At 59.6% G+C, this 26,727-nt stretch carries 19 protein-coding genes; 13 read left to right on the forward strand and 6 right to left on the reverse strand.

Translation table 11 applies throughout. The features are described 5' to 3' along the window. Positions 1-265: 265 nt before the first annotated feature. From BLU78_RS03735 to BLU78_RS03755, 5 genes are all read left to right on the forward strand, one after another. Positions 266-2,095 (forward strand): ABC transporter ATP-binding protein, encoded by a 1,830-nt coding sequence (locus BLU78_RS03735; protein WP_010263229.1) that lies wholly within the window; start codon positions 266-268, stop codon positions 2,093-2,095. A 35-nt stretch (positions 2,096-2,130) separates the two neighbouring features. Beyond that, complete coding sequence (locus tag BLU78_RS03740) at positions 2,131-3,615, forward strand: PAS domain-containing sensor histidine kinase (protein ID WP_010263225.1); 1,485 nt, start codon at positions 2,131-2,133, stop codon at positions 3,613-3,615. Between the two features lie 88 nt (positions 3,616-3,703). Then, a complete protein-coding gene (gene ileS, locus BLU78_RS03745; protein ID WP_010263222.1) occupies positions 3,704-7,099 on the forward strand; it encodes an isoleucine--tRNA ligase in 3,396 nt (1,131 codons plus the stop codon). An 81-nt stretch (positions 7,100-7,180) separates the two neighbouring features. Continuing rightward, positions 7,181-7,561 (forward strand): TraR/DksA family transcriptional regulator, encoded by a 381-nt coding sequence (locus BLU78_RS03750; RefSeq protein ID WP_009598700.1) that lies wholly within the window; start codon positions 7,181-7,183, stop codon positions 7,559-7,561. 187 nt (positions 7,562-7,748) lie between these two features. Then, positions 7,749-9,584, forward strand: coding sequence for a BamA/TamA family outer membrane protein (locus tag BLU78_RS03755; RefSeq protein WP_010263211.1), 1,836 nt, complete (start codon positions 7,749-7,751; stop codon positions 9,582-9,584). 77 nt (positions 9,585-9,661) lie between these two features. On the opposite strand, the gene BLU78_RS03760 is transcribed toward BLU78_RS03755, so the two are convergent. Both BLU78_RS03760 and BLU78_RS03765 read right to left on the reverse strand, forming a co-directional pair. Next, positions 9,662-11,374, reverse strand: coding sequence for a M56 family metallopeptidase (locus BLU78_RS03760; RefSeq protein WP_010263208.1), 1,713 nt, complete (start codon positions 11,372-11,374; stop codon positions 9,662-9,664). Positions 11,375-11,376: 2 nt separating this feature from the next. Beyond that, positions 11,377-11,742 (reverse strand): BlaI/MecI/CopY family transcriptional regulator, encoded by a 366-nt coding sequence (locus BLU78_RS03765; protein ID WP_010263205.1) that lies wholly within the window; start codon positions 11,740-11,742, stop codon positions 11,377-11,379. Positions 11,743-12,006: 264 nt separating this feature from the next. On the opposite strand from BLU78_RS03765, the gene BLU78_RS03770 reads away from it, so the two are divergent. The 4 genes from BLU78_RS03770 (at position 12,007) to rpsU (ending at position 14,975) form a co-directional block, all read left to right on the forward strand. Continuing rightward, on the forward strand, positions 12,007-12,828 hold the full coding sequence (locus tag BLU78_RS03770; RefSeq protein WP_010263200.1) for an ATPase: 822 nt from the start codon (positions 12,007-12,009) through the stop codon (positions 12,826-12,828). Beyond that, complete coding sequence (locus BLU78_RS03775; RefSeq protein WP_010263198.1) at positions 12,818-13,642, forward strand: N-acetylmuramic acid 6-phosphate etherase; 825 nt, start codon at positions 12,818-12,820, stop codon at positions 13,640-13,642. The genes BLU78_RS03770 and BLU78_RS03775 overlap by 11 nt, the downstream gene beginning before the upstream one ends. After that, on the forward strand, positions 13,635-14,690 hold the full coding sequence (locus BLU78_RS03780) for a helix-hairpin-helix domain-containing protein (RefSeq protein ID WP_010263194.1): 1,056 nt from the start codon (positions 13,635-13,637) through the stop codon (positions 14,688-14,690). Before BLU78_RS03775 ends, BLU78_RS03780 begins: the two co-directional genes overlap by 8 nt. A 93-nt stretch (positions 14,691-14,783) precedes the next feature. Continuing rightward, entirely contained in the window at positions 14,784-14,975 is a 192-nt protein-coding gene (rpsU, locus tag BLU78_RS03785) for a 30S ribosomal protein S21 (RefSeq protein WP_010263190.1), read from the forward strand. Between the two features lie 82 nt (positions 14,976-15,057). Here rpsU and BLU78_RS03790 read toward each other — a convergent pair whose 3' ends face one another. The 4 genes from BLU78_RS03790 to BLU78_RS03805 all read right to left on the reverse strand — a co-directional run bounded on the left by BLU78_RS03790 (position 15,058) and on the right by BLU78_RS03805 (position 19,749). Beyond that, positions 15,058-15,399: a cupin domain-containing protein gene (locus tag BLU78_RS03790; protein ID WP_010263186.1), complete on the reverse strand. Its 342-nt coding sequence runs from the start codon at positions 15,397-15,399 to the stop codon at positions 15,058-15,060. Beyond that, on the reverse strand, positions 15,399-16,982 hold the full coding sequence (locus tag BLU78_RS03795; protein WP_010263181.1) for a pectate lyase: 1,584 nt from the start codon (positions 16,980-16,982) through the stop codon (positions 15,399-15,401). The genes BLU78_RS03790 and BLU78_RS03795 overlap by 1 nt, the downstream gene beginning before the upstream one ends. A 5-nt stretch (positions 16,983-16,987) precedes the next feature. After that, a complete protein-coding gene (locus tag BLU78_RS03800; RefSeq protein ID WP_010263177.1) occupies positions 16,988-18,568 on the reverse strand; it encodes a pectate lyase family protein in 1,581 nt (526 codons plus the stop codon). 110 nt (positions 18,569-18,678) lie between these two features. Next, positions 18,679-19,749 (reverse strand): substrate-binding domain-containing protein, encoded by a 1,071-nt coding sequence (locus tag BLU78_RS03805; RefSeq protein WP_187120223.1) that lies wholly within the window; start codon positions 19,747-19,749, stop codon positions 18,679-18,681. A 249-nt stretch (positions 19,750-19,998) separates the two neighbouring features. On the opposite strand from BLU78_RS03805, the gene BLU78_RS03810 reads away from it, so the two are divergent. The 4 genes from BLU78_RS03810 to BLU78_RS03825 are packed head-to-tail and all read left to right on the forward strand — an operon-like array spanning position 19,999 to position 26,722. Next, complete coding sequence (locus BLU78_RS03810; protein WP_010263174.1) at positions 19,999-20,766, forward strand: rhamnogalacturonan acetylesterase; 768 nt, start codon at positions 19,999-20,001, stop codon at positions 20,764-20,766. Between the two features lie 15 nt (positions 20,767-20,781). Then, positions 20,782-21,555 carry a rhamnogalacturonan acetylesterase gene (locus BLU78_RS03815; protein ID WP_020692993.1) on the forward strand — a complete coding sequence of 258 codons (774 nt, stop codon included), beginning with the start codon at positions 20,782-20,784 and terminating at the stop codon, positions 21,553-21,555. Positions 21,556-21,587: 32 nt separating this feature from the next. Beyond that, a complete protein-coding gene (locus BLU78_RS03820) occupies positions 21,588-24,776 on the forward strand; it encodes a SusC/RagA family TonB-linked outer membrane protein (protein ID WP_010263167.1) in 3,189 nt (1,062 codons plus the stop codon). 2 nt (positions 24,777-24,778) lie between these two features. Further along, positions 24,779-26,722, forward strand: coding sequence for a RagB/SusD family nutrient uptake outer membrane protein (locus BLU78_RS03825; protein WP_010263162.1), 1,944 nt, complete (start codon positions 24,779-24,781; stop codon positions 26,720-26,722). Positions 26,723-26,727: the final 5 nt, after the last annotated feature.

A 26,727-nucleotide genomic window follows, 5' to 3' on the forward strand; every position in this document is an offset into this window, starting at 1 on the left:
CGCCGGACGCGATCTTTCGCCGAAAGTTCCTGCAAGGTTCGCTTTTCGGGTTATTATTCCTACCTTTGGAGTCGTTACGACCCTTTTGCCGGCGCAACCTGACCGTACCGCCCGCGATCCGGTTTTGGCGCTGTCAGTTTTTTTTCGTATCTTTGGCTGCGCCGAAGATACTGCCGCTCGGCAAAATGCAAGTAAACTTGCTTTTGCCCTCGCTTATTCGTATCTTTGTCCGATTATTGCGTAACCACCAAACCATACGCCCCGAATGTTCAAGACATATATGCGGCTGTTGGGCTTCGCCCGGCCGATCAGAAAATACGCGGTTCCCTATTTCTTCTACTCCCTTTTCTACGCGCTGTTCAACTCCCTGACGTTCATGCTGATCATTCCGATCCTGAACACCATGTTCGACGCAAACTATTCGTTCGAGTATGTCGAGAAACTGCCGCCCGTGGAACTGAACAAGGAGTATCTGGCCACGCTCTTCAACTTCACCTATTCGCATATTTTCCAGGAATACTCCACGCAGAACGTCCTGATGCTGCTGGCCGTGGTGGCCATCTGCATCAGCCTGCTGAGCAACCTGTTCCGTTACCTGGGCGCCTGGACCATGGAGAACATGCGCACGAGAACCCTGCAGCGGATGCGCAACGAGATGTTCTCTCGCGTGATGGACATGAACGTAGGCTATTTTTCGGACCAGCGCAAGGGCGACATCATCTCGAAAATCACCTCCGACGTGGGCGTGGTGCAGTTCTGCATCACCAACACCCTGCAGGTGTCGTTCCGCGAACCGTTTCTGATCATCGGCTATATCGTGATGATGGTGGCTATCTCCTGGGAGCTGGCCGTCTTCTCGGTGCTGTTTCTCCCGGTGGTGGCGCTGCTGATCGGCAGCATCGTCAAAAAACTCCGCCACCCGGCCCGCACCAACCAACAGCGCATGGGCGAGATGGTCGCCACGCTCGACGAATCGCTCGCGGGCATTAAGGTCATCAAAAGCTACAACGCCGTCGAATACATCAAACAGAAATACTACGCCATCAGCGCCGACCTCGCACGGCTGACTCTCTCGATGGCCCGCCGTCAGCAGTTGGCGTCGCCGATGAGCGAATTTCTCGGCATCACGGCCGTGGGCGTGATCCTCGTCTTCGGCGGTTCGCTCGTCGCCAAGGGAACGCTCGACCCCGGCGGGTTCATCGCTTTCGTGGCCATCTTCTCGCAGATCACGCGCCCCGTGCGCACCTTTATCGACCAGTTCGCCAACATCAACCAGGGCATCGCCGCCGGCGAACGCATCTTCTCGATCATCGACACCAAACCCGAAATACAGGACAGTCCCGACGCCAAAGAGCTGACGGGGCTGAAAGAAAAGATCGAGTTCCGCGACGTGCATTTCTCCTACGACGGTTCGCGCGAGGTGATCGACGGCGTTTCGTTCGAGATACTCCGCGGGCAGACCGTGGCGCTGGTAGGTCCCTCGGGAGGCGGCAAGTCGACCCTGAGCGAACTGCTGCCCCGGTTTTACGACCCCACGTCGGGCGACATCCGCATCGACGGCGTTTCGCTGCGCGACTACACGCAGGAGAGCGTGCGCGAGCATATGAGCGTCGTGGCGCAGGACACCGTGTTGTTCAACGACACCATCGAGGGCAATATCGCCATGGGCAAGCGAGGCGCCACGCACGAAGAGGTGGTCGAGGCGGCGAAGGTCGCCAACGCCGACTGCTTCATCCGCGAGAGCCCCGAGGGTTACGAAACGAACATCGGCGACCGGGGCGTGAAGCTCTCCGGCGGACAGCGCCAGCGGCTTTCGATCGCCCGCGCGGTGTTGAAGAATCCCGACATCCTGATCCTCGACGAGGCCACCTCGGCCCTCGACACCGAGAGCGAAAAACTCGTGCAGGAGGCCCTCAACAACCTGCTCAAAGGCCGTACGTCGGTGGTCATCGCCCACCGCCTGTCGACCATCCACAACGCCGACCAGATCATCGTCGTGGACCACGGCCGCATCGCCGAACGGGGTACGCACGCCGAACTGATGGAGCGCAACGGCATCTATGCCAAACTGATCGAAATGCAGTCCTTCGACTAAGACAAAACGGCCTAACGGAAAACCGGTCCCTTTCCATGAACACAGAACATCCCGTTTCCATTGAATTATTACAGCAATTTCTCGACGCATCGGGCATCGGGTGGTGGTGTCTCGATTTCGAAAAGCGCGAAATGACCTGCTCCCCGCTGGCAACAGAACTCTTCGGCACGGATCGTACGCACATCACTTTCGACGAAGTTCGCCTGCTCCCCAGAGAAGAACACCGCGCACGGATCTACACCCGCTGCGCAGCGCTCAAAGTCACCGACACGCTCGACGAAACATTCGTCACGGCAAACGGCAACAGGTGTCTGCAAGTCAAAGCCGTAGAGGTGCGCACCGATCCGCGGACGAATACCCGCACGGCCTTCGGCAGCGTGCGCCGCGTCACGAGCGGCAACCCCGAGAGCGCGGAACTCGCCGCCATCAATCAGAGCTACAAGGCGGCGCAGCGCAATTACAGCCACCTCGCACAACTGATCGAGCACCTGCCGATCGGCTATATCCGCATCAACATCCTGCGCAACAAGGCAGGCGAGGCCGTCGATTACCTGCTTTCGTACATCAATCAGCAGGCGGGCCGGATACTGGGCATCCGTACGCAGGACTTTACCGGAAAAACGGCCGTCGAAACGGGAGCGGACCCTCAGGAGAGTCTCCCAAGATTCCTGCATATTCCCTCCGGAGACTCCCGGGAACACCTTTGGCAGGCCCCGGCCTCGGAGCGCATCTGCCGCACCCTGATCTACAATACCCCGGGCGACGACGACGAGCTGGTCGTCCTGCTCGAGGACGTCACCGAAGCCACGCGCAGCGAGGAACAGCTCCGCCGGGCCAAGGAGCGCGCCGAAGAGTCCAACCGGCTCAAATCGGCCTTCCTGGCCAACATGAGCCACGAGATACGCACCCCGCTGAATGCCATCGTCGGATTCTCGGAGCTGCTCGCCAACGAGCCGGACAACCAGACCCGCGGGGAGTACAGCGACATCATCCGGCACAACAACGAACTGCTGCTGCAGATCATCTCCGACGTGCTCGACCTGGCGCTCATCGAATCGGGACGGTCGGAGGTCATCCGCACGATTTTCGATGCCCGGGAGTTCATCCGTGAAACGGTCGAGGTGTTCCACCCGCAATGTCCCCCGGGCGTGGAGCTCCGCATGGAGAAGGGCCTGCCGCCGCTCCCGATCCGGGCCTACCGGCAGGGAGTAACCCGAATTATCGGCAACTACCTGCGCAACGCCCTGAAATTCACGCGGGAGGGATCTATCACGGTGGGATTCCGCGAAATTCCCGGCTACATCCGTTTCCACGTCCGCGACACGGGCATCGGCATCGCCCCCGAAGATCACGGGCGCATCTTCGAACGCTTCGTCAAACTCGACACCTTCACACAGGGGACCGGTCTCGGGCTCTCGATCTGCAAGTCGATCGCCGAACAACTGGGCGGACGCGTCGGCGTCGACTCGGCCGTCGGCCGGGGCTCCTGCTTCCGGCTCGACGTTCCCGTCCGGAAATAGAATCCGGGCTTAAAAAAGTCCGATTTATTAAATCTTTTTTATATCTTTGTTGCTTGTCAGAAAAACAGCGAAGAAATTTCTTACCGATATGAAGTTCAAGGAGTATAAAGGTCTCGACCTGGCCGGCGTAGCCGCCGACGTGCTCGGCGAGTGGGACGCCCGCGACACATTCCACAAAAGCATCGACACCCGCGAGGGACACCCCACGTTCGTATTTTACGAAGGTCCCCCCTCGGCCAACGGCATGCCGGGCATCCATCACGTCATGGCCCGCACGATCAAGGACATCATCTGCCGCTACAAGACGCAGCAGGGTTACCTCGTGCACCGCAAGGCGGGATGGGACACCCACGGACTGCCCGTGGAGCTGGGCGTCGAGAAGAAACTCGGCATCACGAAGGAAGACATCGGCAAGAAAATCACCATCGAGGAGTATAACCGCACGTGCCGCGAGGCGGTGATGGAGTTCACGGGCGCCTGGGAGAACCTCACGCGCAAGATGGGCTACTGGGTCAACATGGACGACCCGTACATCACCTACGACAACAAGTACATCGAGACGCTGTGGTGGTTGCTGAAGCAGCTCTTCGACAAGGGCCTGCTCTACAAGGGCTACACCATCCAGCCCTACTCTCCGGCCGCCGGAACGGGCCTCTCGACCCACGAGCTGAACCAGCCGGGCTGCTACCGCGACGTGAAGGACACGACCTGCACGTCACAGTTCCGGGTCGTGCGCGACGCAAAGAGCGAGAAGCTCTTCGACGGAGTCGAGGGCGAACTCTATTTCCTCGCCTGGACCACTACGCCGTGGACCCTGCCGTCGAACACCGCACTGGCCGTGGGTCCCGCAATCGAATACGTGAAGGTCAAATGCCGCAACCCCTATACCGACCAGCCGCAGACGGTCATCCTGGCCAAGGAGCTGCTGGGCTCCTACTTCACCAAGAAGATGGAGGGCACCTACGAGGTTGCGGAGCAGACGTGGAAAGGCACCGAGCTGGAGGGCATCCGTTACGAGCAGCTGATCCCGTGGGTGAAGCCGATGGGCGACGCGTTCCGCGTGATCGTCGGCGACTACGTGACCACCTCCGACGGTACGGGCATCGTGCACATCGCCCCGACGTTCGGTGCAGACGACGACCGCGTGGCGAAAGCCGCAGGCATCGCACCGCTCTTCATGGTGGACCGCGCCGGCAAGAACCAGCCGATGGTCGACAAGCAGGGCAAGTTCTTCCTCGTCGAAGACCTCGACCCGGAATTCGTGAAGACGAACATCGACGTCGAAAAATACGGGGAATATGCGGGCCGCTATGTGAAGAACGTCTACGACGAACGGCTGTGCGACACCGATCCGACGCTCGACATCGACATCTCGGTGATGCTGAAAGCCGAAAACAAGGCGTTCAAAATCGAGAAGCACACCCACTCCTACCCCCACTGCTGGCGGACGGACAAACCCGTATTGTACTACCCGCTCGACTCGTGGTTCATCCGCACCACGGCGCTGCGCGACAAGATGATCGAACTGAACAAGACAATCCGCTGGAAACCCGAATCGACCGGAACGGGCCGCTTCGGCAAATGGCTCGAAGGACTGGTGGACTGGAACCTCTCGCGCTCGCGCTTCTGGGGAACCCCGCTGCCCGTATGGGCCACCGAAGACTACTCGGAGGTGAAATGCATCGGCTCGGTCGAAGAGCTGATCGGCGAGATCGAGAAATCCATTGCCGCCGGGGTGATGAAGGAAAATCCCTACAAGAATTTCAAGGTCGGCGACATGTCGAAGGAGAACTATTCGACCGCGAATATCGACCTGCACCGCCCCTATGTGGATTCGATCGTCCTGGTTTCGTCGAAAGGCGAGCCGATGAAGCGCGAACCGGACCTGATCGACGTGTGGTTCGACTCGGGCGCCATGCCCTATGCGCAGGTACACTACCCGTTCGAGAACAAGGAGGGCTTCAACGAGGTCTATCCCGCCGACTTCATCGCCGAGGGCGTCGACCAGACGCGCGGCTGGTTCTTCACGCTGCATGCCATCGCCTCGATGCTGTTCGACTCGGTGGCGTTCAAAAACATCATTTCGAACGGACTGGTGCTGGACAAGAACGGCAACAAGATGTCCAAACGCCTGGGCAACGCCGTCGATCCGTTCGAGGTGCTGGACACCTACGGAGCCGACGCGACACGCTGGTACATGATCTCCAACTCGCAGCCGTGGGACAACCTCAAATTCGACAAGGACGGCGTCGATGAAGTGCGCCGCAAGTTCTTCGGAACCCTCTATAATACCTACTCGTTCTTCGCCCTCTACGCCAACGTGGATGCGTTCACGGGTCAGGAGCCGGAGGTGCCGATGGAGAAGCGCCCCGAGATCGACCGCTGGATCATCTCGCTTTTGAATACGCTGGTGAAAGAGGTGACCGAATCGCTGGAAAACTACGACCCGACCCCGGCGGCCCGCGCCATCCAGGAGTTCGTGGGCGAGAACCTCTCGAACTGGTACGTACGCCTCAACCGCAAGCGTTTCTGGGGCGGCGGCATGTCGGAGGACAAACTGGCGGCCTATCAGACGTTATACACCTGTCTGGAGACCGTCTCGATGCTCGCGGCGCCCTTCGCACCGTTCATCTCCGACCGCATCTTCACGGATCTCAACGCCGTGAGCGGCCGCCACGCCGACGAATCGGTACACCTCTCGACCTTCCCGAAGGCCGACGAGCGGCTGATCGACACCCGGCTGGAGGAGATGATGTCGCTGGCCCAGAAAGTCTCGTCGATGGTGCTGGCCCTGCGCCGCAAGGTGTCGATCAAGGTGCGCCAGCCGTTGACCAAGATACTGATTCCGGTGCTCGACCCGGCAACGGCAGAGCACATCTCGGCCGTGAAGAACCTCATCATGGGCGAAGTCAATGTCAAGGACATCGAGCTGATCGAGAAGACCACGGGGCTGATTACCAAGCGTATCAAACCCAACTTCAAAACCCTCGGGCCGCGCTATGGCAAGTACATGAAGCAGATCGCCGCCCTGGTGGCCGAATTCTCGCAGGAGCGCATCGCTGAAGTGGAAACGGCGTCCGAAACGGTGCTCGACCTCGGCGGCGAGAAGATCACCGTGACGCCGGCCGATTTCGAGATCACTTCGGAGGATATGCCCGGATGGCTGGTCGCCTCGGAGGGAAAACTCACCGTGGCGCTCGATATTACGGTCACCGAGGAGCTGAAAGCCGAAGGCGTGGCACGCGAATTGATAAACCGCATCCAGAATATCCGCAAAGACTCCGGATTCGAGGTCACGGACAAGATTCGCGTCGAGATCGAGGACAAGGCCTGCGTGTCCGACGGCATCGCCCGGTTCGCCGACTACATCGCATCGCAGACCCTCGCCGTGGAGGTGAAAGCCGCGGCAGAGCCCGCCGGCGAAGCGGTCGTGGAGACCGATGTCGACGAAGAGCCCCTGCGTATTGCGGTAACGCGGATATAGTCCCGATATATCCTGTAAAATTTGGTAATATCGGAATTATTGCTTAATTTTACATGAAACCAAAACAAGGAGGATACGACTATGGCAGACGAAAGAACACGGTACAGCGACGCGGAACTCGAAGAGTTCAAGCAGCTTATCCTGAAAAAGCTCGAGAACGCCCGCGCGGACTATGAGCTGCTGCGCGCCACGATCACCCATACGGCCGACAACGACACCGAGGATACATCGCCGACGTTCAAAGTGCTGGAGGAGGGCGCCGCCACCCTCTCGAAAGAGGAGAGCGGCCGTCTGGCGGCTCATCAGATGAAGTTCATCCGCAACCTCGAAATGGCGCTCGTGCGCATCGAGAACAAGACTTACGGCATCTGCAAGACCACCGGCAAGCTCATTCCCAAGGAGCGGCTGATGAAGGTGCCCCATGCCACCGAATGCATCGAGGCCAAGGAAGGCCGCCGATAACCCCCGGGGGGGGGCAGGGAAGAGAGGGAGAGGGCAGGAGCCGAATCCCATACGGTCCTGAAAAACGCCCCGCCCGGCCAACGCAATAGAAAAAGGTTCACCTGAAGGTGAACCTTTTTCGCATCCTGAGGGCCTCCGGATGCGATTTTCCATACTTAATACCGGAAAAAAGCGTTATCTTTACCGAATGTATGCCCGGTTTTGCATATTGGTACTGACCCTGACTGCGGCGGCAACCGCCTCCTTTGCCCGCGTCGCAGGTCCCGGTGCGCATACGCCCGACCGTTTCACCCCGGACAGCGCCCGCGTGTCGAATCCCGACGCCTCGGCCCGCAACCAGCGGCTCTACGACAGCATCGAGTCGAAAACCAACCGCCGTGCCGTGCCGCGCATGCTCTACAAGATGCTTTTCGTGAAACCCGTCCTCGATACCACCATGAGCGGCCGGGTGACCGACGAAAGCCGCCTGCTGCAACCCTACTCCGGGAAAACCATCGGTGAAATCACCATCGACCGCCGGCAGATCTTCGACCCCGGGGGCAACTGGCTCGAACGCACCGCCAACAAAACCCACCGCCTCACCCGCGAGCGCGTCATCCGCCGCGACCTGCTTTTCAAACCGGGCGACACGCTCGATCCGGAGCTGATCGTGCGCAACAAACAGTTGATCCGCTCGCGCGGCTACATTGCCGATATCGACGTCACGGTGCTGCCCGACGCGTTCGACTCGACGCGCGTCAACCTGGCCATCACCACGCGCGACAGCTGGACCATCTCGGTCGACGGAGGATGGCACTCCGAGGGCCGGACGATGGTCGGACTCTCCGACGCCAACATCCTCGGCTGGGGCAACAAGCTCAAACTCATGACCAATTTCAGCCGCAAGGACTTCTCCTACGGCGGCAACATGGTCGAATACGAAATTCCCAACGTACTGGGGAGTTTCTACACCGCGGAGTTCGCCGCCGGGCGCGACTTCTACAACTCGACGCTCGACATGGGGCTGCGCAAGGAGTTCCTTAAACCCACCGACTACGAAATCGGCCTCACGTACAGCGACATCAAATCCAAACGCTACATGGTCGAGCAGGACACCTCGCTGCTGGTCAAAGAGCGGAACCTCGACGCCTGGGGAGGTTACTCCCACTACCTGCGGCGCATCAATTCGAGCGTCTACCTCACAGGACGCTACAACTACCGCCGGGTCAGCCGGCGGCCCCTCGTGGGACCGCATTTCAATCCGGCGCTGCACGACCAGGACGCCCTGCTGGTCGGAGCGGGCCTCTACCGCGAGAAATTCTACACGGCCAACATGATCTACGGATTCGGACTCCGCGAGTACCTGGCAACCGGCTACAAGGCCGAGTTGACAACGGGTTATTCGTGGGGCGAATTCAACGACGCCATGTACCTGGGCATGAGCTATGAAACCGGAGGATTCCGCGGTGTGGGCTACATCATGGGCGGATTCACGCTGGGAAGCTACATCGACCTCAACGACGGCATGTGGCAGCGCAGCGCCGTGGACGTCGACCTGCGGTGGTTCTCCAACCTGTTCCTCTTCCGGCGCAGCCGCATCCGCCAGTTCCTCGCCTTCAACTACACCCAGGGCTGGAACCGCGGCACAGGCAGCGACGAAAGCATCCGTTTCACCCGCATCGACGGATTGCAGGCCCTCAAAGAGCACATCATCGGCACCAACCGCATGATTCTCAACACCGAAACGGTGATTTTCACCCCCTACCAACCGCTGGGATTCCGCATCGCCGTCTTCGGGTTCGCCGACTTCGGGCTGATCGGCTATTCGCCCAACATCTTCAAAAACGACTTTTTCACCTCGTTCGGACTGGGTGTGCGGCTGCGAAACGAACGACTGGTATTCAACACGATCCAAATTCGCCTGGGCATCGCCTTCGGCAAGAACGGACTGGTCGAAAGCGAGTATTTCCGCCTCTCGAACTCCACGCGCATGGAGCAGTACCGCTATCGTCCGACACGTCCCGAGATCGTCGAATTCAAGTAGGATAAAAAAGGGACGGAGTTTTGAACTCCGTCCCCTGCTGAACTTTTTAGCTGCTTATGGTGTATTTCCTGTAAGCCTCATTTCCGGACGCGGATATCGGCCACGCCGTTGCGCCCCCTCTCGCCGTAACGTTTCACGGCTTCGTCGCCCTTATAGACGGTCATTTTTTTAATCCGCCCCGGTTTCAGGGCGTCGACATCCGCCTGCGCGGCCTCCTTACCGTTGATAAGGATCAGCGTACCCTCGGAAAAAGCCCCGTTGACCGTCACGCTGCCCTTGTAAACCGTCGTCGAACTATCCGGGGAGCCTTCGACGGACTCCACCGCGGCCTGCCGCGCATCGGGGGTCCGCTTGGTCGTGATCGCAATCACGCCGGTACGCCCTTCGGCAAGATACTCCGCGGGAACGGAGGCATCCTTTAGCACCGAGATACTCTCAATCCGGTTGGGATCGAGCGACTCGATCTCCGGCACCCGGACCCCGTCGACCAGATAAACGACCGTTCTGGAATCCGATCTCCTATGCCCCCGGAGCCGTACGACATTCCCCTCTTTCGATTTCATCCCGTAGCCGACCACCGTCACCTCTTCCGGTTTGCCCGCTGTGACCACCGTCCCGACGCTGTCCGACACGATCACGGTGCCCGATTTCCCGGAAACGACCTTCGCCTTTTTCACTTCGAGGTACATGCTGGCCGGTTCCGTGTCTTTTTTCATCTCTACAAGGATCACGCCGTTGCGGCCCTTTTCCCCGTATACAGCCACCACCGTCGAATCCTTCAACACGGTGATCGTCTTAATCTGTTCGGTCTTAATGCTGTCCAACACGGTCTCCCGGCCGTCGACCAGCACCAGCGGCTCCTTTCCGGACGAAGATTTCACGCCCCGGATGCGGATTCCCGATTTTTCTTTTGTAACTTTGTCCTCCGGAAAGACATACGCGGTTTCGGCGAAAGCCCCGAGGGCTGCGCCCATAAGCGGCAGCAGCAGAAGCACACGGGCTCCGGCCCACCGCGACGATCTTTTACGTAACATCATGGTAATTCGGTTTTTAAGTTTACTGTGATTAAAGCTGTTGGCAACTGAGTACCACCTCCCGCCGGCAGCTTTCCTTATTAATAACAATTGATAATCCCTGGCATCGACACCGCTTTCGAGCACGGCCTCGTCGGCCTCGTATTCGTGGATAGCGCGCAGTTCACGGCGCAGCAGCCACATCGCCGGATTGAACCATTGCAGGCATCCCGCAACATCGGTCACGATCAGGTCCAGCGAATGACGCAGCCGAAGGTGGGCGCGTTCGTGCAACAGGATGGCGCCGCCGTTCTCGGCGAGGTCTTTCCCGGACATGAAGATATAACGTCCCCAACTGAAAGGCGTCACGGCCCGGTCCGTGCGCACCAGCACCGATCCGTCCTCCAACCGTTCGCGGCTCCCCCGCCTGACGAGGCGCACCACGCCGAAAAGCGAACAGCAGGTTCCGAGGAGCGTAACGACAGCTCCGGCCACAAAAGCGCCTCCGGCCAGTTTCTCCCACGGAAAAGGCTCCGCAGGCGGCTCGGCGGCAACGGTCGTCACGGCCTTTTCCGCCGGAGATTCCGGCAAGACGGGCAGTTCGCGGTAGACCGTTATCACGCACAGCGGCAGCACGAACGAAAGCACCATCGCCCCCAGCAACACGATGCGGTTGAAACGGTGGAAGGTCTCGCGGCTCAGCAGCAATTTGAAGAACAGGTAGAAAACAGCCAGACAGCCCCCGACCTTCAGGCTGTAAATCATCAGGTCATACATGGCTACCGGCGGTTTTCGTTCTCGATGCGGTCGATCAGCTCGCGCAGTTCGCCGACCGAAATCTTCTCCTCCTCGACCAGCGCCGAAACGGCCCCGAGGTATGAATTTTCGAAATAGCGGCTGATGACGCTTCCGAGCGTCGAGCGGGAGAACTCCTCCTCGGTGACCACCGGATAGTACTGGTAGGTGCTTCCGAACGTATTATGATCCACATAGCCTTTGGCTTCGAGGGCGCGGACCATGGTCGAAAGGGTGTTGAAATGGGGTTTGGGGTCGGGCGACAGAGCCACCAGTTCCCGCACGAACAGCGGTCCGTGCTCCCAGAAGCAACGCATCAGCTCCTCCTCCCTGCGTGTCAGTTTTTCCATAAGCGATAATACCTTTTTGTGTTCCGATCAAAGTGCAAACGATGGCGTAAATCCTGAACCCGGCTCTGAGCCGGGCGGGAGCGCGGACAAGGGGTCCCCTCCAAAAGCAGCCATCGCACCTAAATCCCGGCTCTTAGCCGGGCTTACATGGGCAAAGGTAACTAAAATTTATTCACATGCAACTATTTTTTATAGTTTTTAAACTAAAAAACTTAGTTACTCCATTTTTTTTCGATTTCCCATATTAATATGTATATTTAACCCATGCTAATCATCGCCGACAGCGGATCGACCAAATGCACGTGGATCGTGGACGACGGCGCGCGCACGACGACCGTGCGCACGCGGGGAATCAATGCCGTGCAGCACTCCGAGGAACAAATCCGCGAAACACTCGCAGAACTGCCCCCTTGCGGAGCAGTCACGGCCGTGCGGTTCTACGGAGCCGGATGCGGCGCTACGTTTCCCGGGGCGAGCGAGAAAATGCGCCGGGAATTGGCGGCGCATTTCGGAACGGAGGACGTCACGGTCGAATCGGACCTGCTGGGTGCGGCACGCGCCCTCTTCGGCCGCGGCGAAGGCATCGCCTGCATCCTCGGCACCGGCTCCAACTCGTGCTGGTGCCGCGGCGGCGAAATTCGGCAAAACGTCCCTCCGCTGGGCTATGTGCTGGGCGACGAGGGCGGCGGCGTGCACCTGGGACGCAATTTTCTGAACGGCATCTTCAAAGGGCACATTCCGCTGAAAGAGGAGTTTCTGTCCGCGACCGGACTCAGTTACGAAGAGATCATCCGCCGCGTCTACCGCGAGCCCTATGCCAGCCGGTTCCTGGCTTCGTTCGCACCTTTCATACATGCACACGCAACCTGCCCCGAAGTCCGGGAGATGGTTCTCAGGTCGTTCCGCGACTTCGCAACCCGCAACCTGAGCCGCTACCCGCAGGGACTTGCCGTTTCGTTCGCGGGCGGCATCGCGGCCCATTTCGAGCCCCTGCTGCGCGAAGCGCTGGCGGCGGAGGGGTGCCGCATCGGAACCATTGTCGAATCCCCCGCAGAGGGACTTTTGGAATACCATCATGGAAGATAGAATCACCGAGCAGGATTCACCCTACGACAACCTGCAACAGATGTCGGTGCACGACATCCTGACGGGCATCAACCGCGAAGACGCCCGCGTACACGAGGCCGTTCGGGCAACCATCCCCGTCATGGAACAACTCGTCGAACGCATCGCCGAACGCATGCGGCGCGGCGGGCGGATGTTCTACATCGGCGCCGGGACGAGCGGCCGGCTGGGCGTCACCGACGCTTCGGAACTGCCCCCGACCTACGGCGTTCCGTTCGACCGGGTGATCGGGCTGATCGCCGGAGGCGACGGAGCCCTGCGCCGGGCCGTGGAACACGCCGAAGACGACACCGAAGGAGCATGGCGCGACATGGCGCCTTACCGCCCCACGGCCGACGACACGCTCATCGGCATCGCGGCGTCGGGGACCACGCCCTATGTCATCGGCGGACTGCGCACGGCGCGCCGCCACGGACTGCTGACCGCCTCGGTCACCTGCAACCCCGCGTCGCCCGCAGCAGCCGAGGCGGAATATGCCCTCGAAGCCGTCGTAGGTCCCGAGTTCGTGACCGGATCGACGCGCATGAAGGCCGGAACGGCCCAGAAATTGATGCTCAACATGCTCTCCACGGCCGTGATGATCCGCCTGGGACGTGTCGAAGGCAACCGCATGGTCAACATGCAGCTCACCAACGACAAACTCGTCGCCCGCGGAACGCGTATGGTCGCCGAAGCGTCGGGACTCACCGAAGCCGAAGCCCGGCAGTTGTTGCTTCGCCGGGGCTCGGTGAAGCAAGCGCTGGAGGAGATCGAAAAACAGCGAAAAGATGGCTAAACTCTTTTCAGACCGCGAGATACGCGCCGTTGCGATATTCCTGCCGCTGGCCGGACTGCTCATCACGGCCCTGGTGCTGGTACGCCCGTCGGCCAATCCCGAAGCCGCGCGCCGTGCTGAAGCCGCAATGGAGATACGCCGGGACAGCGTCGAGCTGAGGCACTTCGACCCCAACACGGCGACGCTGGACGACCTGCTGGAGCTGGGGCTTTCGAAACACGAGGCCGTGAGCCTGCTGAAATACCGCGCCGCGGGCAAGGTGTTCCGCATCCCCGAGGATATGGCGCTCTGTTACGGCATCAGCGACTCGCTCTACCGACGGCTGGCGCCGTGGGTCCGCATCGGCCGCAAATACGCCATCGCCCCGGAGGAGTACCGCACGGGGCGCATCCTCCCCGAACCGCTGACGCCCCAACCGTTCCGCATCGACACCGTGAGCGTCCGCTACCTGCGGGCCATCGGGGCCCTGTCGAAACGGCAGGCCGAGGCTTTCATCCGCTGGCGCGACCTGAGCGGCATCTACGACATGGAGGAGCTGCGCGACTGCTACGTCGTGAGCGACTCGGTGGCTGCGGCGCTCGAACCCTACATCATCTTCCCCGAGCGGAAGCCCCGCCCGATCGAAGAGCCCGTCGAACTGAACACGGCCGATTCGGCCGCCCTGCGCTCGGTTTCGGGCATCGGGCCCAAGACCGTCGGGGCGATCCTCGCCTACCGCGAACGGCTCGGAGGATTCCTCCGCGCGGAGCAACTCGCAGAGGTTCCGGGAGTCACGGAACGCAATTATGAGAAAATTTTGAAACAAATTTACTGCGATAGTTGCAAAATTCGGAAAATTGATATTAACTTTGCAAGCCCGAAAGTGCTGGGGAGACACCCCTACATAGCACCGCAGGTATTACGAAAATTACTGAAAGCAAGACAGTTGAAAGGAGGTTGGAGTACCGCTGAGGAATTGATTGAAGAGCACATAATGACCCGCAAGGAGGCAGCACGGCTGGCTCCCTATCTGCAATTCGGGTCTGTCAGCGGACCTGCCGACGAGTAAACGGATTTTTTCGAGGGAGAGGGCATCGAGGATGCACGCCCCGCAGAACACGACAACGAACGAATTTAAAAACAACAAAAAACTGAGAATATTATGATTATCATGCCGGTAAAAGAGGGCGAAAACATCGAGCGCGCCCTGAAAAAGTTCAAACGTAAATACGAGCGCACGGGCGTCCTGAAGGAACTTCGCCGCCGCCAGTACTTCACCAAGCCTTCGATCGCGAAGCGCGAGGCGATGCAGCACGCCGTATACGTGGAACACATGTACCGCGACGAGGAATAATCCCGTAGCAATACGGACGAAAACGGACGGCCCTTTCGGTGCCGTCCGTTTTATTTTTCTTGCGGAGAAACAGCCGTAGCCGTTATTTCAGGAAATCGGCCCGCAGAGGCGAAAAGATGTCGAGAACAATCCCGGCCTCCAAGCAAAGCAGTTCGTGCGGCTCGTCCGGAGCGACGTAGTACCCGTCGCCGGGACCAAGCAGCCGCTTCTCCGTCCCGACGCGGGATTCGAAACGCCCGCTCACGACATGGGACGCCTGAGAATGATAATGCGTGTGCAGGGCGCCGACGGCGCCTTTTTCAAAAGCGACCTTCACCACCATGAGGTGCGGATCATAGCCCATGATCTGACGGCGGATTCCTTCGCCGCAGGATTCCCAGACCGTTTCGCTTTCGGGAATGAACGTGTTGCTTCGAGTTTTCATCAGTTCTGATTATTTGAGAGCGACGCGATCAGTGTCGCCATGTTATCGATATAGGTTCGCAGGCAGATGCCCTCCACCGGCTCGGTGACCAGCGACGCCGTATTATGCGGATTGCCGAGGGTCTCTTCGTAGGTATCGGGGACGGGATCGTCCGCTCTCCCCGGCCCGATATAGGGCACGAGCACCCAATTCAGCGGTCCGATCCAGCGGCCTTCGCCGTCGAGCGACGAAAGGACCGCGCCGACGCGCGATGTATCGGCGGAGGCAATCGCCGGGGTGTGGTAGCGCGGCAGTTCCATTCGGACATTCCCCAGCAACGGGGATTCAGCGGCGGCTTCGGCCGCAGGAAGGGCGTTCAGCGCATCGTATTTACGCTGCAAATCGTCGATGTGGATCACCACGAGCGCAGCGTAATGGCCGATGACGTTCTGCGGATTCTGATCGATGTAATAGACGCCGTTATCCACGTGCAGCCCCTTGCGGTGCATATACAACGGGGTCAGCGTGCCGGGTTTGACGAAGCGCGGACAAAGCAGACGCCCCTTTCCCGGCTTGCGTCCGAGATCGGCCGCCGAAGCCTCGTCGAGCGCCGCGGCGCGCAGAAAATCCAGCGCCGCAGGAATGCCGTCAAGGAATTTCCGGTCACCGGTCAGGCGGTAGAAATCCATCAGCAGGCGGATGCAGTCGCGGGTGCGTACGGTGGAGATCGCCGCGGGCTCGAAATCACGCGCCTTGGCGGGCGTGAGATCGAGGTAATATTGGTCGGCCCAGCCCGCCGACGGAGTCCCCTGTTGGAGCGTCCGCACACAGTTCATGGCCCGGATCAGCGGCTCCATGGCCCGGGCATCGCCCATGATGCAAGCCACGCGCAGCAGGATCTCGATGTTGTTGGGAATCACGTCGTCGTTGAAAGTGATGCAGGCCGAGTAGTCGGGCGTACCGTCGGGATCAGGATGATCGTACATCAGCGGCCAGCGCTGGGGCCACCCGCCGACGGGATACTGGCTTTCGAGAACCAGACCGATCGCCCTGTCGAGTGCCGGCTTGAACTGCGGATCGGACTTTTCGAGGTAGATGCGCATCAGGAAATTGAGCGCCGAGGCGGTTACGTCGTCGTCGAAGGTGGCGTTACCGTAATAGTGGCCGTGCTCGCCCATGCCCCAGGCATTGCGTCCGACGGTCTCGAACCACCGCCGCTCGGAAGCCGCCCCGGCCAGGTCGAATTTGTAATTCCACCCTCCGCAGGGAAGCTGTCCCCGGATCAGAATACGGGCCGAGCGTACAGCCATGTCGTAATAGTATTCGTCACCCGTAGCATGGTAGGCATCAATCATCAGCTGCCCCATCTCGGGCGTGCCTTTTTCGACCCAGACCATCGTGGGATAGGCTTCGAGCTCTCCCCAGCGGCGCGAAAGATCCGTGGTGTAGTTCCAGACGAACCCGCCTTCGGTACTCACACGGTCGTACATGAATCGGGTGGCTTTTTTCATGGCCGGAAGCACCTTTCCGGAGTCGTTTTTCGGCGCGGCAACCACGGCCGACAGACCGGCCGACAAAAGAAGCGGCAAGAGGATACGTTTCATTCGGTTCAGGGTTTTATTCGGTTGTTCTGCGAAGCGGCAATCGGCTCCACAAGGCTGTTCAGGTAACGTTCGAGCCACGTATAGCCGCTCCCGGGGCCGGGTTTCGCGGCATCCGCCGGGTCGTCGGGATCGAGGCCGTGCAGTCGCTCCCAGGCATCGGGAATTCCGTCGCGGTCGCGGTCCTCCGGAGCGGGCGAACTGCGGTATTCGGGCCACCCGCCGACAGCACGCTGCGTATCAATGAAACCGCCCGTACTGCCGTTGCCGCCCTCCGTCACGGTCGCCGTGCCGGTGCGTGCGTCATGCACGATACGCTCGTCCACGGCATCCCGCACGCGCGATGCCCCGGCCCACGCCAGCACGAGTTCATAGGCGCGTTTCGCGGTGTGGGTCGTGGTATGCCCCTCGACAAGGCCGTTAACGGGCATCGGCTCGTCCAGCAGCGCCCCTTTCTCACCGCCCGTCGCGGCATAGCGGACCCCGGCATAGTTCGAACGCGTAATGTCGCGGTTGCCCTCCATGACGTTTCCGGACATGTAGAGCGCGGGATAGGGCGACTCGTAGTAGACGCGTTCCTCCTTGTTGTGGAGGTCCGGCGTGCGGCCGTAGGCGGTGATGAAGGCCGCCGTGACCTTGACCGGAGTCGCCGGACCGGGCTTGTAATAATTGGCGACCAGGTTGAAACGCCCGCCTTCGCCGCCGTAGGAGTTATTCGAACCCCAATTATAAACGACATTGTTCCGGAAGTCCACCACCCCGCGGAAATCGTCCAATTCGACATTGGGCAAATACAGCAGCGGATGGTCGAAACGCGGATTGCGGCTGTCGTGCGAAGCCAGCAGATTGTGGTGGAAAGAGGCGTTCCGGCCGCCCCAGATGCCGCCGTATCCGTGGCTGCCCTTGTCGTGCAGCGAACGGCGCAAGCTCTCGGAGAGGATGCACCACTGCATCGTGAAATTCTCGTTGGCGTAGAACGAAGCGCACTCGTCCGTACTCCAACTGATCGAACAGTGGTCGATCAGGATATTGCGGTGATAACGGCCTCCGAGCGCATCTTCATCATGCGCCGCGGCCCCCATCTCATCCCCCATGCGGAAACGCAGGTAGCGCAGCACGACGTTGTCGGCCCGTACGGCCACGCCGAAGCCTGCAATGCAGATGCCATCGCCGGGGGCGCTCTGCCCGGCGATCGTCACGTCGCCGCCCGTGATGTTCAGCCGCTTCCGGAGCCGGATGATGCCGGAGACCTTGAACAGAATCGTCCGGGGATATTTGCGGGTGACAGCCCAGCGCAGCGATCCTTCCCGCTCGTCATCGTCCAGCCGCGTCACATAGATCACACGACCGCCACGGCCTCCCGTGGCGTACATGCCGCCGCCCTCAGCCCCGGGAAAGGCCGGAAGCCGCACATCCGAAACGGAATCCGGAGCGGACGCCCCGGAAACGGGTTTCACCGCGGCCGCCCGGGAAAGCGACGAAGCACCCCCGGATTCCTGCCGGCAGGCATCGCCCGCATCCTGCCGCGAAACCCCGATGACCGTTGCGGCCGGAAGGGTCAGCAGCCAAAACAGAATCAGTTTTTTCATCTCATTATCGGTTCGTCAGGTATCATCAAATTCCGTTAACGTTAACGGACCAAAACAAAAATACGACAATAAATCCTTTTTCCAAAAAAATCGGTGCAAAACCGCGTTTTTTACTCTTCGGCGAGGTAGAAATCGACGTTGTAACGGGTCAGAATGTCGATCGAACTGAAATTGTCGCGGTGGCGGGGACGCTGGCGCAACACCAGAAAATCGATCAGCGATTTCACGGCATTAAACGCCTCTTTATCCGTACGTTCCGCAATGAGCACGGAGATCGTTCCGTTCTTCAACGCCCGCATGTTGGCCTGTAACATATCGAAGCCCAGCAGCTTCTTGTCACGAATTCCCCGGATCTCCATCCAATCCGAAACCAGATGCGCCCGCGAGTTGAACGTGACGATGTGTTTCACGTCGGGATGTTCCTCGAAAAAAGCGTCGAAAAGCCGCATGTTATGGAGGAAATCGAACGGCGACATCGAACAGTCGGTAAGCTTGCAGCCAGGGTTGTTATCGTCGAGATAGGCCCGAAATCCCCGGTGGCGGGTAAGCATCGAATCGTTGGGAGGAGCCTCTCCACGGTCGATATTGAAGCTCACGACCTCCTTGACACCGGGGTCTTTGCCCACAAGCAGATCTGCGGCCAGATAACCGCTCTCGAAAAGCGGCATGCCGAAATAAGCGAGGTAGTCGGTATTTTCAGGTTTCGTGTCGATGTAGGCGACCGGAATCGATAACGATGTCAAACGATGCACCAGACGGATGGTGTCCTCCTTATAAATAGGTGCGATGAAAAGGGCGTCGGGCTGTGCGTCGATCGTGTTGCGACAGGCCCCGCGGAAGGACTCCAAATCGAACTGGTTGTAGTAAAAAATCTTCAAATCAATGTTGAGTCCCTGCGACTGTTTGACGGCTCTCGTAATGCCGCTATAAACCAATTCCCAATACTCTCCGGTCTGAAAATAGGGAATGATGGCAACGATGCTGAAATCTTTCCTGCGCGACAGAATCGAGGCATATATATTTGGTTTATAACCTATTTCATTGATAACCTTGAAGACTTTCTTGCGGGTTTTCTCCGAGACGCCCTCACGGTTGTGCAATACGCGGTCCACGGTTCCGATCGACACCCCGGCCGCTTGCGCGACCTGCTCCATCGTTGCTGTTCTCTCTGATTCAATCATAGCCGACGACTCAATAAATTTACGTTGGAAAAGTTGTTCTTTTAAGTTTACAGTGTGTAAATATATCATTTTTTTTGCGAAAAATTTGCATCGAGACTGAATAAATTATAGATTTGTAAACGTTAAAATATTCCAAAAAGCTCTTTTTGGTTCGTATAAATAATATTAAATAGTTAATTATTAATATTTTAAACATACAAAGTAGTACCGAATCAAAAACCGTGTACGTTAACGATTAATTCAAAAATCATGAAAACCCATCGACTATTCGGAATTTTCCTCACCGCCGCCCTGCTCATTTCCGCAGGCGCATCGCTTGCGCAGCAACGCAAGCGGCTGTTCACCATCGGCGACTCGACCATGTCCTATAATAATAAACCCTACGATCCCGCCTATGACCGCGGCTACGGCTGGGGCGACGCCCTCGGACAGGTGTTCGATACGACGCGGCTCGAAATCCACAACTGCGCCCGCTCGGGCCGCAGTTCGAAAAGCTTTATCGACGAGGGACTTTGGGACCAGGTGCTCGCACAGCTCGCACCGGGCGACTATCTGCTGATTCAGTTCGGCGGCAACGACCAGAAAGCCGATCCCAAGCGGCATACCGACGCCGAAACCTCGTTCCGCGACAACTTCCGCCGCTTTATCCGCGAAGCCCGCGGGAAGGGCGCCGAACCCCTGTTGGCTACCTCCGTCGTGCGCCGCCGCTTCGACAAGGAGGGAAAACTGATCGACACCTACGGTCCCTATGTCACGGCGGTCGAAGCGGTCGGCAAGGAGTGCGGAGTTCCCGTCATGGACCTCAAAACGGCTACGTGGAAGCTGGTCGAGCAGGCCGGACCCGAGGGGTCGAAGCGTTATTTCAACCACATCGAACCGGGCGTGGTCGAACGGTTTCCCGAAGGGAACGCCGACAATTCGCACTGGAACTACGACGGCGCCTGTGAAGTGGCCCGGCTTTTCGGCATCGAACTCTCCGAAGCAAATCATCCGCTCGCAGCCTGTCTGCTCAAATAAAACTGCATGACGCATATGAAAACCCTGAAATCTCTCATCTGTGCGCTGCTGCTCCTGCCGGCGGCGAAAGTCCTGGCCGAAGGCCCGGTAACGCTCTACGCCATCGGCGATTCGACCATGGCCCCGAACACCAAATGCGACGAAGACCCGGGCGATCCGGGGCGCGGCTGGGCCGAACCCTTGCAGTGTTTCTTCGACCCTTCGCGGCTCATCGTCCGCAACTGCGCCGTCTCGGGCCGCAGCACCAAAAGTTTCATCAACGAGGGACGCTGGCAAAAGGTCCTCGACCGTATCGCGCCGGGCGACCTGCTGCTGATCCAATTCGGGCACAACGACGCCAAAAAGAGCGATCCGAAGCGTTACACCGACCCCGAAACTACCTTCAAGGAGAACCTGCGCCGCTTCGTCACCGAGGCCCGCGAAAAAGGCGCCACCCCGATCCTTGCAACCTCCATCGTGCGCCGGCTGTTCAACAAGGACGGTTCGCTGCGTGACTCCCACGGACGCTATGTTCCGGCAGCCGCCGAAGTCGCCGAAGAGTTGAACGTCCCCCTGGTGGACATGAACCGGCTGACGGGCGAGCGCGTGCTGCAATACGGTCCCGAGGAGTCCAAGAAACTCTATCTCTACGTCGAACCCAACGTCGCCGAACGCTTTCCCGACGGAAACGCCGACGATACGCACCTCTGCATCCGCGGAGCCGAGGAATTCGCAGCAATCTTCGTCGAGGCATGTGTCGAAGCGCACAATCCGCTGGGACAATACGTGAAACCAATCCCCGATCTATAACCCAACTTAACCCAACCCAACCTAAAACCGCTATGACCAAATTCTATCTGACCCTGTGCTGCCTGCTGTCGGTTCTTTTGCCGGCGGCGGCCCAGCAAGTCACGGGCGTCGTAACCGGCCACGACGGCGAACCGCTGTTCGGCGCCGTGGCGGCCCTCAAAGGCAAATCCGCAGCCACGACGACGGGAACCCGCGGCGAATACGTCCTGCCAAACGTCGACCTGCGGAAGGATACGCTCGTCTTCACCTACGTCGGGATGAAGAAACTCGAAGTGCCCGTCGCAGGCCGCACCAAAGTCGACGTGCGGCTCGAATCGATGCACACCGCCATCAACGAGGTGGTCGTGATCGGCTACGGAACCGCACGCCGCGCCGACCTCACGGGAGCCGTCTCGTCGGTATCGGCCGAAGACATCGTCCGCACGCCCGTCAACAACATCGCCGAAGCCATCTCGGGCAAGCTGGCCGGAGTGCAGGTGCTCACCACCGACGGCGCCCCCGACGCCGAGGTATCGATGTACGTCCGCGGACGCAACTCGATCACGCAGAGCAGCTCGCCGCTCTACATCGTGGACGGATTCCCCGTTTCGTCGATTTCCGACATCTCGCCCTCGGACATTCAGTCGATCGACGTGCTCAAAGACGCCTCCTCGACGGCCATCTACGGCTCGCGGGGCGCCAACGGCGTCATCATGATCACCACCAAAAGCGCCCATCGGAACGGCGTCACGGTGTCGTTCAACGCCTATGCGGGGCTGAAATACGTGGTGCCGATGCCCGAGATGCTCGATCCCTTCGAGTATAGCCTCTGGCAGTACGAACAATCCGTCTACCGGAACTCCGTAAGTTCGATGTACGAACCCTATTTCGGCGTCTTCGAAGACATGCACCTCTACAGGAACTATGCGGGCAACGATTGGAAGAAGATCGTCTTCGGACGCTCGGCCACCACGCAGAACTACAACGTGGCGCTCACGGGCAAGGGTGAGAAGATGACCTATTCGGCCAGCTACACCCGCCAGATGGACGACGCGGTGATGATTACTTCGGATTTCGTGCGCGACAACTTCACCTTCAAGTTCCAGCACAAACCCTCGCGCAAAGTGACGCTCGATTTCCAGACGCGCTTCTCCGACACGAAAATCTCGGGATCGGGGGCCAACGAACAGAGCGGCGGCCGCAGCAGCGATCCGCGCATGCGCTACGTCATGCAGTATTCGCCCATTCCGCTCAAAGGACTCTCACAGGAGGGTTTCGACGACGACGAATTTTACAAGAACAGCGGTCTGTTCACCCCGACGGAATACATCCGCGACAACGACCGGATTCAGAAACGCCGCAACCTGGCCCTCTCGGGAGGCTTCTCCTGGACCATCGTCAAGAATCTCGTCTTCCGCTCGAACCTCAACGTCGGGTTCAACTGGAACGAAAACCAGCGGTTCTTCGGCATCACGACCTACTATGCACGCATGAACTCCACGGTCAAGGACCATCCGGCCATCGAACTGACGAACACCGATTCGCGCAGTATCTCCAACTACAACACCCTCAGCTACGACTTCAAGGACCTGCTGCCGAAAAAACACCGTCTGAACGTGCTCGTCGGGCAGGAGCTCAACACGACCAGGTCCCGGACGCTGACCACCGACATCGACGGATTCCCCGTCACGTTCTCCGCACGGCAAGCGTTCCGCTTCACGACCGAAGGCACGGCCGTCTCGACCAACAATTTCTACGCGACGCCCGACAACCTGCTTTCGTTCTTCACGCGCATAAACTACGCCTACGACGACCGTTATCTGTTGACCGGCACGCTGCGCGCCGACGGTTCGAGCAAATTCCAGAAGAGCCAGCCGTGGGGTTATTTTCCCTCGGGAGCCGTGGCCTGGCGCATCTCCGAAGAGGCGTTCCTGGAAAACGCAGAGTGGCTTTCGCAGCTCAAACTGCGCGCCAGCATCGGACTGGCGGGCAACGACAACATACCCGGCGGCCAGACCCTCGCCGAATACACCTCCGACAACACGCAGTTGTTGCCCTTCGACACGTCGGTCTCCTACTGGTCGCAGGGCAAATATATGACCAACCCCGACCTGGTGTGGGAAACCACCGTGTCGCGGAACGTGGGACTCGACTTCGGGTTCTTCAACAACCGCCTGAACGGCAACCTCGACCTCTACCTGAACACGACGCACGACCAGTTGATTCTCTTCCCCATCAAGGGTGCGGGCTACACGCATCAATACCGCAACATGGGCAGCACGCAAAACAAAGGCATCGAACTGGCGATCAACGCCGTGCTGGTCGACAAGCGCGACTATTCGCTGCAATTCTCGTTCAATATCGCCATGAACCGCAACAAGGTGCTCGACCTGGGCGGACTGGATCGGATCGAGGCCTACTCCTCGTGGGCCTCGACGCAGATCGATTACGACTTCGTGGTCACGCCTGGTCAGTCGTTGGGCCAGATCTGGGGCTACGTTTCCGACGGCCGCTACCCCGCATCCGACTTCACCTGGAACGGTTCCTCATGGCAGGCCAACGAAGGCGTGCTGGACAACTCGCACATCGCCGGCAACGGCTGGGGTCCGGGCGCCGTGCGTTTCCGCGATCTCGGAGGCGATCCCGGCACCATCTCGGCGGGAACCGACCGCACCGTGCTGGGCTGCACCCTCCCCAAGGCAACCGGCGGCTTCTCGCTCGCGGGACGCATCAAGGGACTCGACTTCAACGCCAACTTCACCTACACGCTGGGCAACAAGATCCTTAACGTCAACAAGGCCGAATACACCTCGACGGCGGGTTACCGCTACCAAAACCTGCTGACGGCGATGGACTCCCGCAACCGCTGGCAGAGCATCGACGACGCCGGACAGCGCATCACCGATCCGGTGCTGCTGGACGAGATCAACCGCAGCACCACGATGTGGACCCCCATGAGCGCCTACCGCTACGTCAGTTCCTACATCGTCGAGGACGGCTCGTTCCTGCGCCTCAATTCAGCCACGATCGGCTACTCGCTGCCCGACGCACTGCTGCGCAAGCTGCGCCTGAGCCAACTGCGCATCTATGTCACCGGAACGAACCTCTTCTGCTGGACCGGCTATTCAGGCTTCGACCCCGAGGTGGACACCCGGCGCTCCACGCCCCTCACTCCCGGAGTGGACTACTCGCCCTACCCCAAGACCCGGGGCTTTATCGTCGGACTTAACCTTACCTTCTGAAAATGAAAACGCTGAAAACAATTATACTCCTCGCCGCAGCGGCATGCCTCTGCTCCTGCTTCAACGAGTTTCTGGAAGCAAAGACCGAATCTTCATTCACGGACGAGACGATTTTCTCCGATCCCACGCTCGCCACGGGCGCCGTGATGGGCATCTACGAGTCGATCAACTACAACTCGTTCAACGGACGCCTGTGGGCCTACCACGGTTACAACAACGACACCGAACGCCACCTGAGCTCGACCTCGGGCGTCTCAGCGGCCCAGAGCGACGGCCACGCCGCCTATGCCGTCTATAAATACAGCGAGACGGACAACTATTTCGGCGACGCTTTCTCCTACGCCATGATCGCCGTCGAACGTGCCAATAACTGCATCGAAGGGCTGCGCACCTACGGCGACACGGAACACAACGCCGACCTGGCCTACCTGCTGGGCGAGGCGCTTTTCCTGCGCGCCTGGATCTACTACGAACTGGTGGGCATCTGGGGCAACATTCCGGCCCGGTTCGACGCGCTCTCCAACGAAAGCCTCTACGCCGAGCGTGCGGACCGCGACATGATATGGAAACGGTTGCTCGCCGATCTGGAAGAATCCGCACGGTTGATGCCATGGCCCGGACAGGGCGTCACGAGCACCGTGCTGCGCCCCAACCGCGCCGCCGCCAAGGCGCTGCGGGCCCGTATCGCCCTCACGGCAGGCGGTTACGGCTACCACCTCTACGGAGAGTTGAACACTGCACAACTGAGCGCCGATCCCGAACTCACGGTCGAAAAAACCTACGCCATCGCCCGCGACGAATGCCGCGAGATCATGCAGCACGAAGGCAACGGGTTCGTTCTCGAAAACGACTTCGCCAAGATTTTCAAAGACAATTGCGCCGTAAAGGTTTCGGCAGGGGGCGAGCCCCTCTGGGAGCTGCCTTTCAAATACAATTCGCGCGGCAACTGGATGGTTGCGGCAGGCGTTTACCACCGCGGCCCGGGCGGCAGCGGAACCATTTCGGCCGACAGCGATCCCTATACCAGCGTCTATATGGGCGGCACGATGGGCGTCGTTCCCACGCTCTACTACGATTTCGACGTGAAGGACAGACGGCGCGACATCTCGGTCGCAGCCTTCCGCTGGGCCGACGGCGTGCAGGAATTGACGCGCCCGAGCATGATGACCTGCGGCAAGCTGCGCGCCGAGTGGAAAGATCCCTCGCTGGCCAAACTCTCGGCCAACGCCAACGACGGCATCACGCCGATCGTCCTCCGTTACGCCGATGTGCTGCTGATGTTCGCCGAGGCCGACAACCGCCTCAACGGCGGTCCGACCGAAGAGGCGAAACAGGCCCTCCAACGCATCCGCGAACGCGCGTTCGGCACCCCGCAGGCCGAATTCGTCGCGAGCGTCTCCGGCTCCGAAGCCGACTTTCTGAAAGCTGTCCAGGAGGAGCGCCGTTTCGAATTTGTCGGCGAGATGATCCGCAAGCAGGACCTCATCCGCTGGAATCTGCTGAAAACCAACATGGACAAGGTGAAGCAGGACATGTACGATCTCAGGACGCTGTCGGGCAGCTACACCGACGTTCCGGCCTACGTCTTCTGGAAATACAAAAGTTCCGCCGCCGGCGAACGCGAAATCGTCTGGTACGGGCTCAACCGCGGCGAGACGGCCCCCGGAACCCAAGGACAGCAAGTGACCGACCAGGCCGCGCTCGACGCCTGGATGAAGGCCGGAGGCTGGCGAAATTGGAATCCCTCGGGCAACGCCGCGGCCGCACCCGCCACACCGTCGCTGTGGATCACCCCCTCGGCCTCGTCGGGTTACCTCTCCGACGCCTACATCGAAGCGCAGTACCACACCGATCCCGACCGCAGGCTCGACATGCCGCTGCCCTCGTCGGTCATCATGAACAGCCAGGGGCACCTGAACAACGCTTCATTGGGCTACAACAACTAAAACCG

The organism is Alistipes timonensis JC136, assembly GCF_900107675.1.
GTDB lineage: Bacteria > Bacteroidota > Bacteroidia > Bacteroidales > Rikenellaceae > Alistipes > Alistipes timonensis.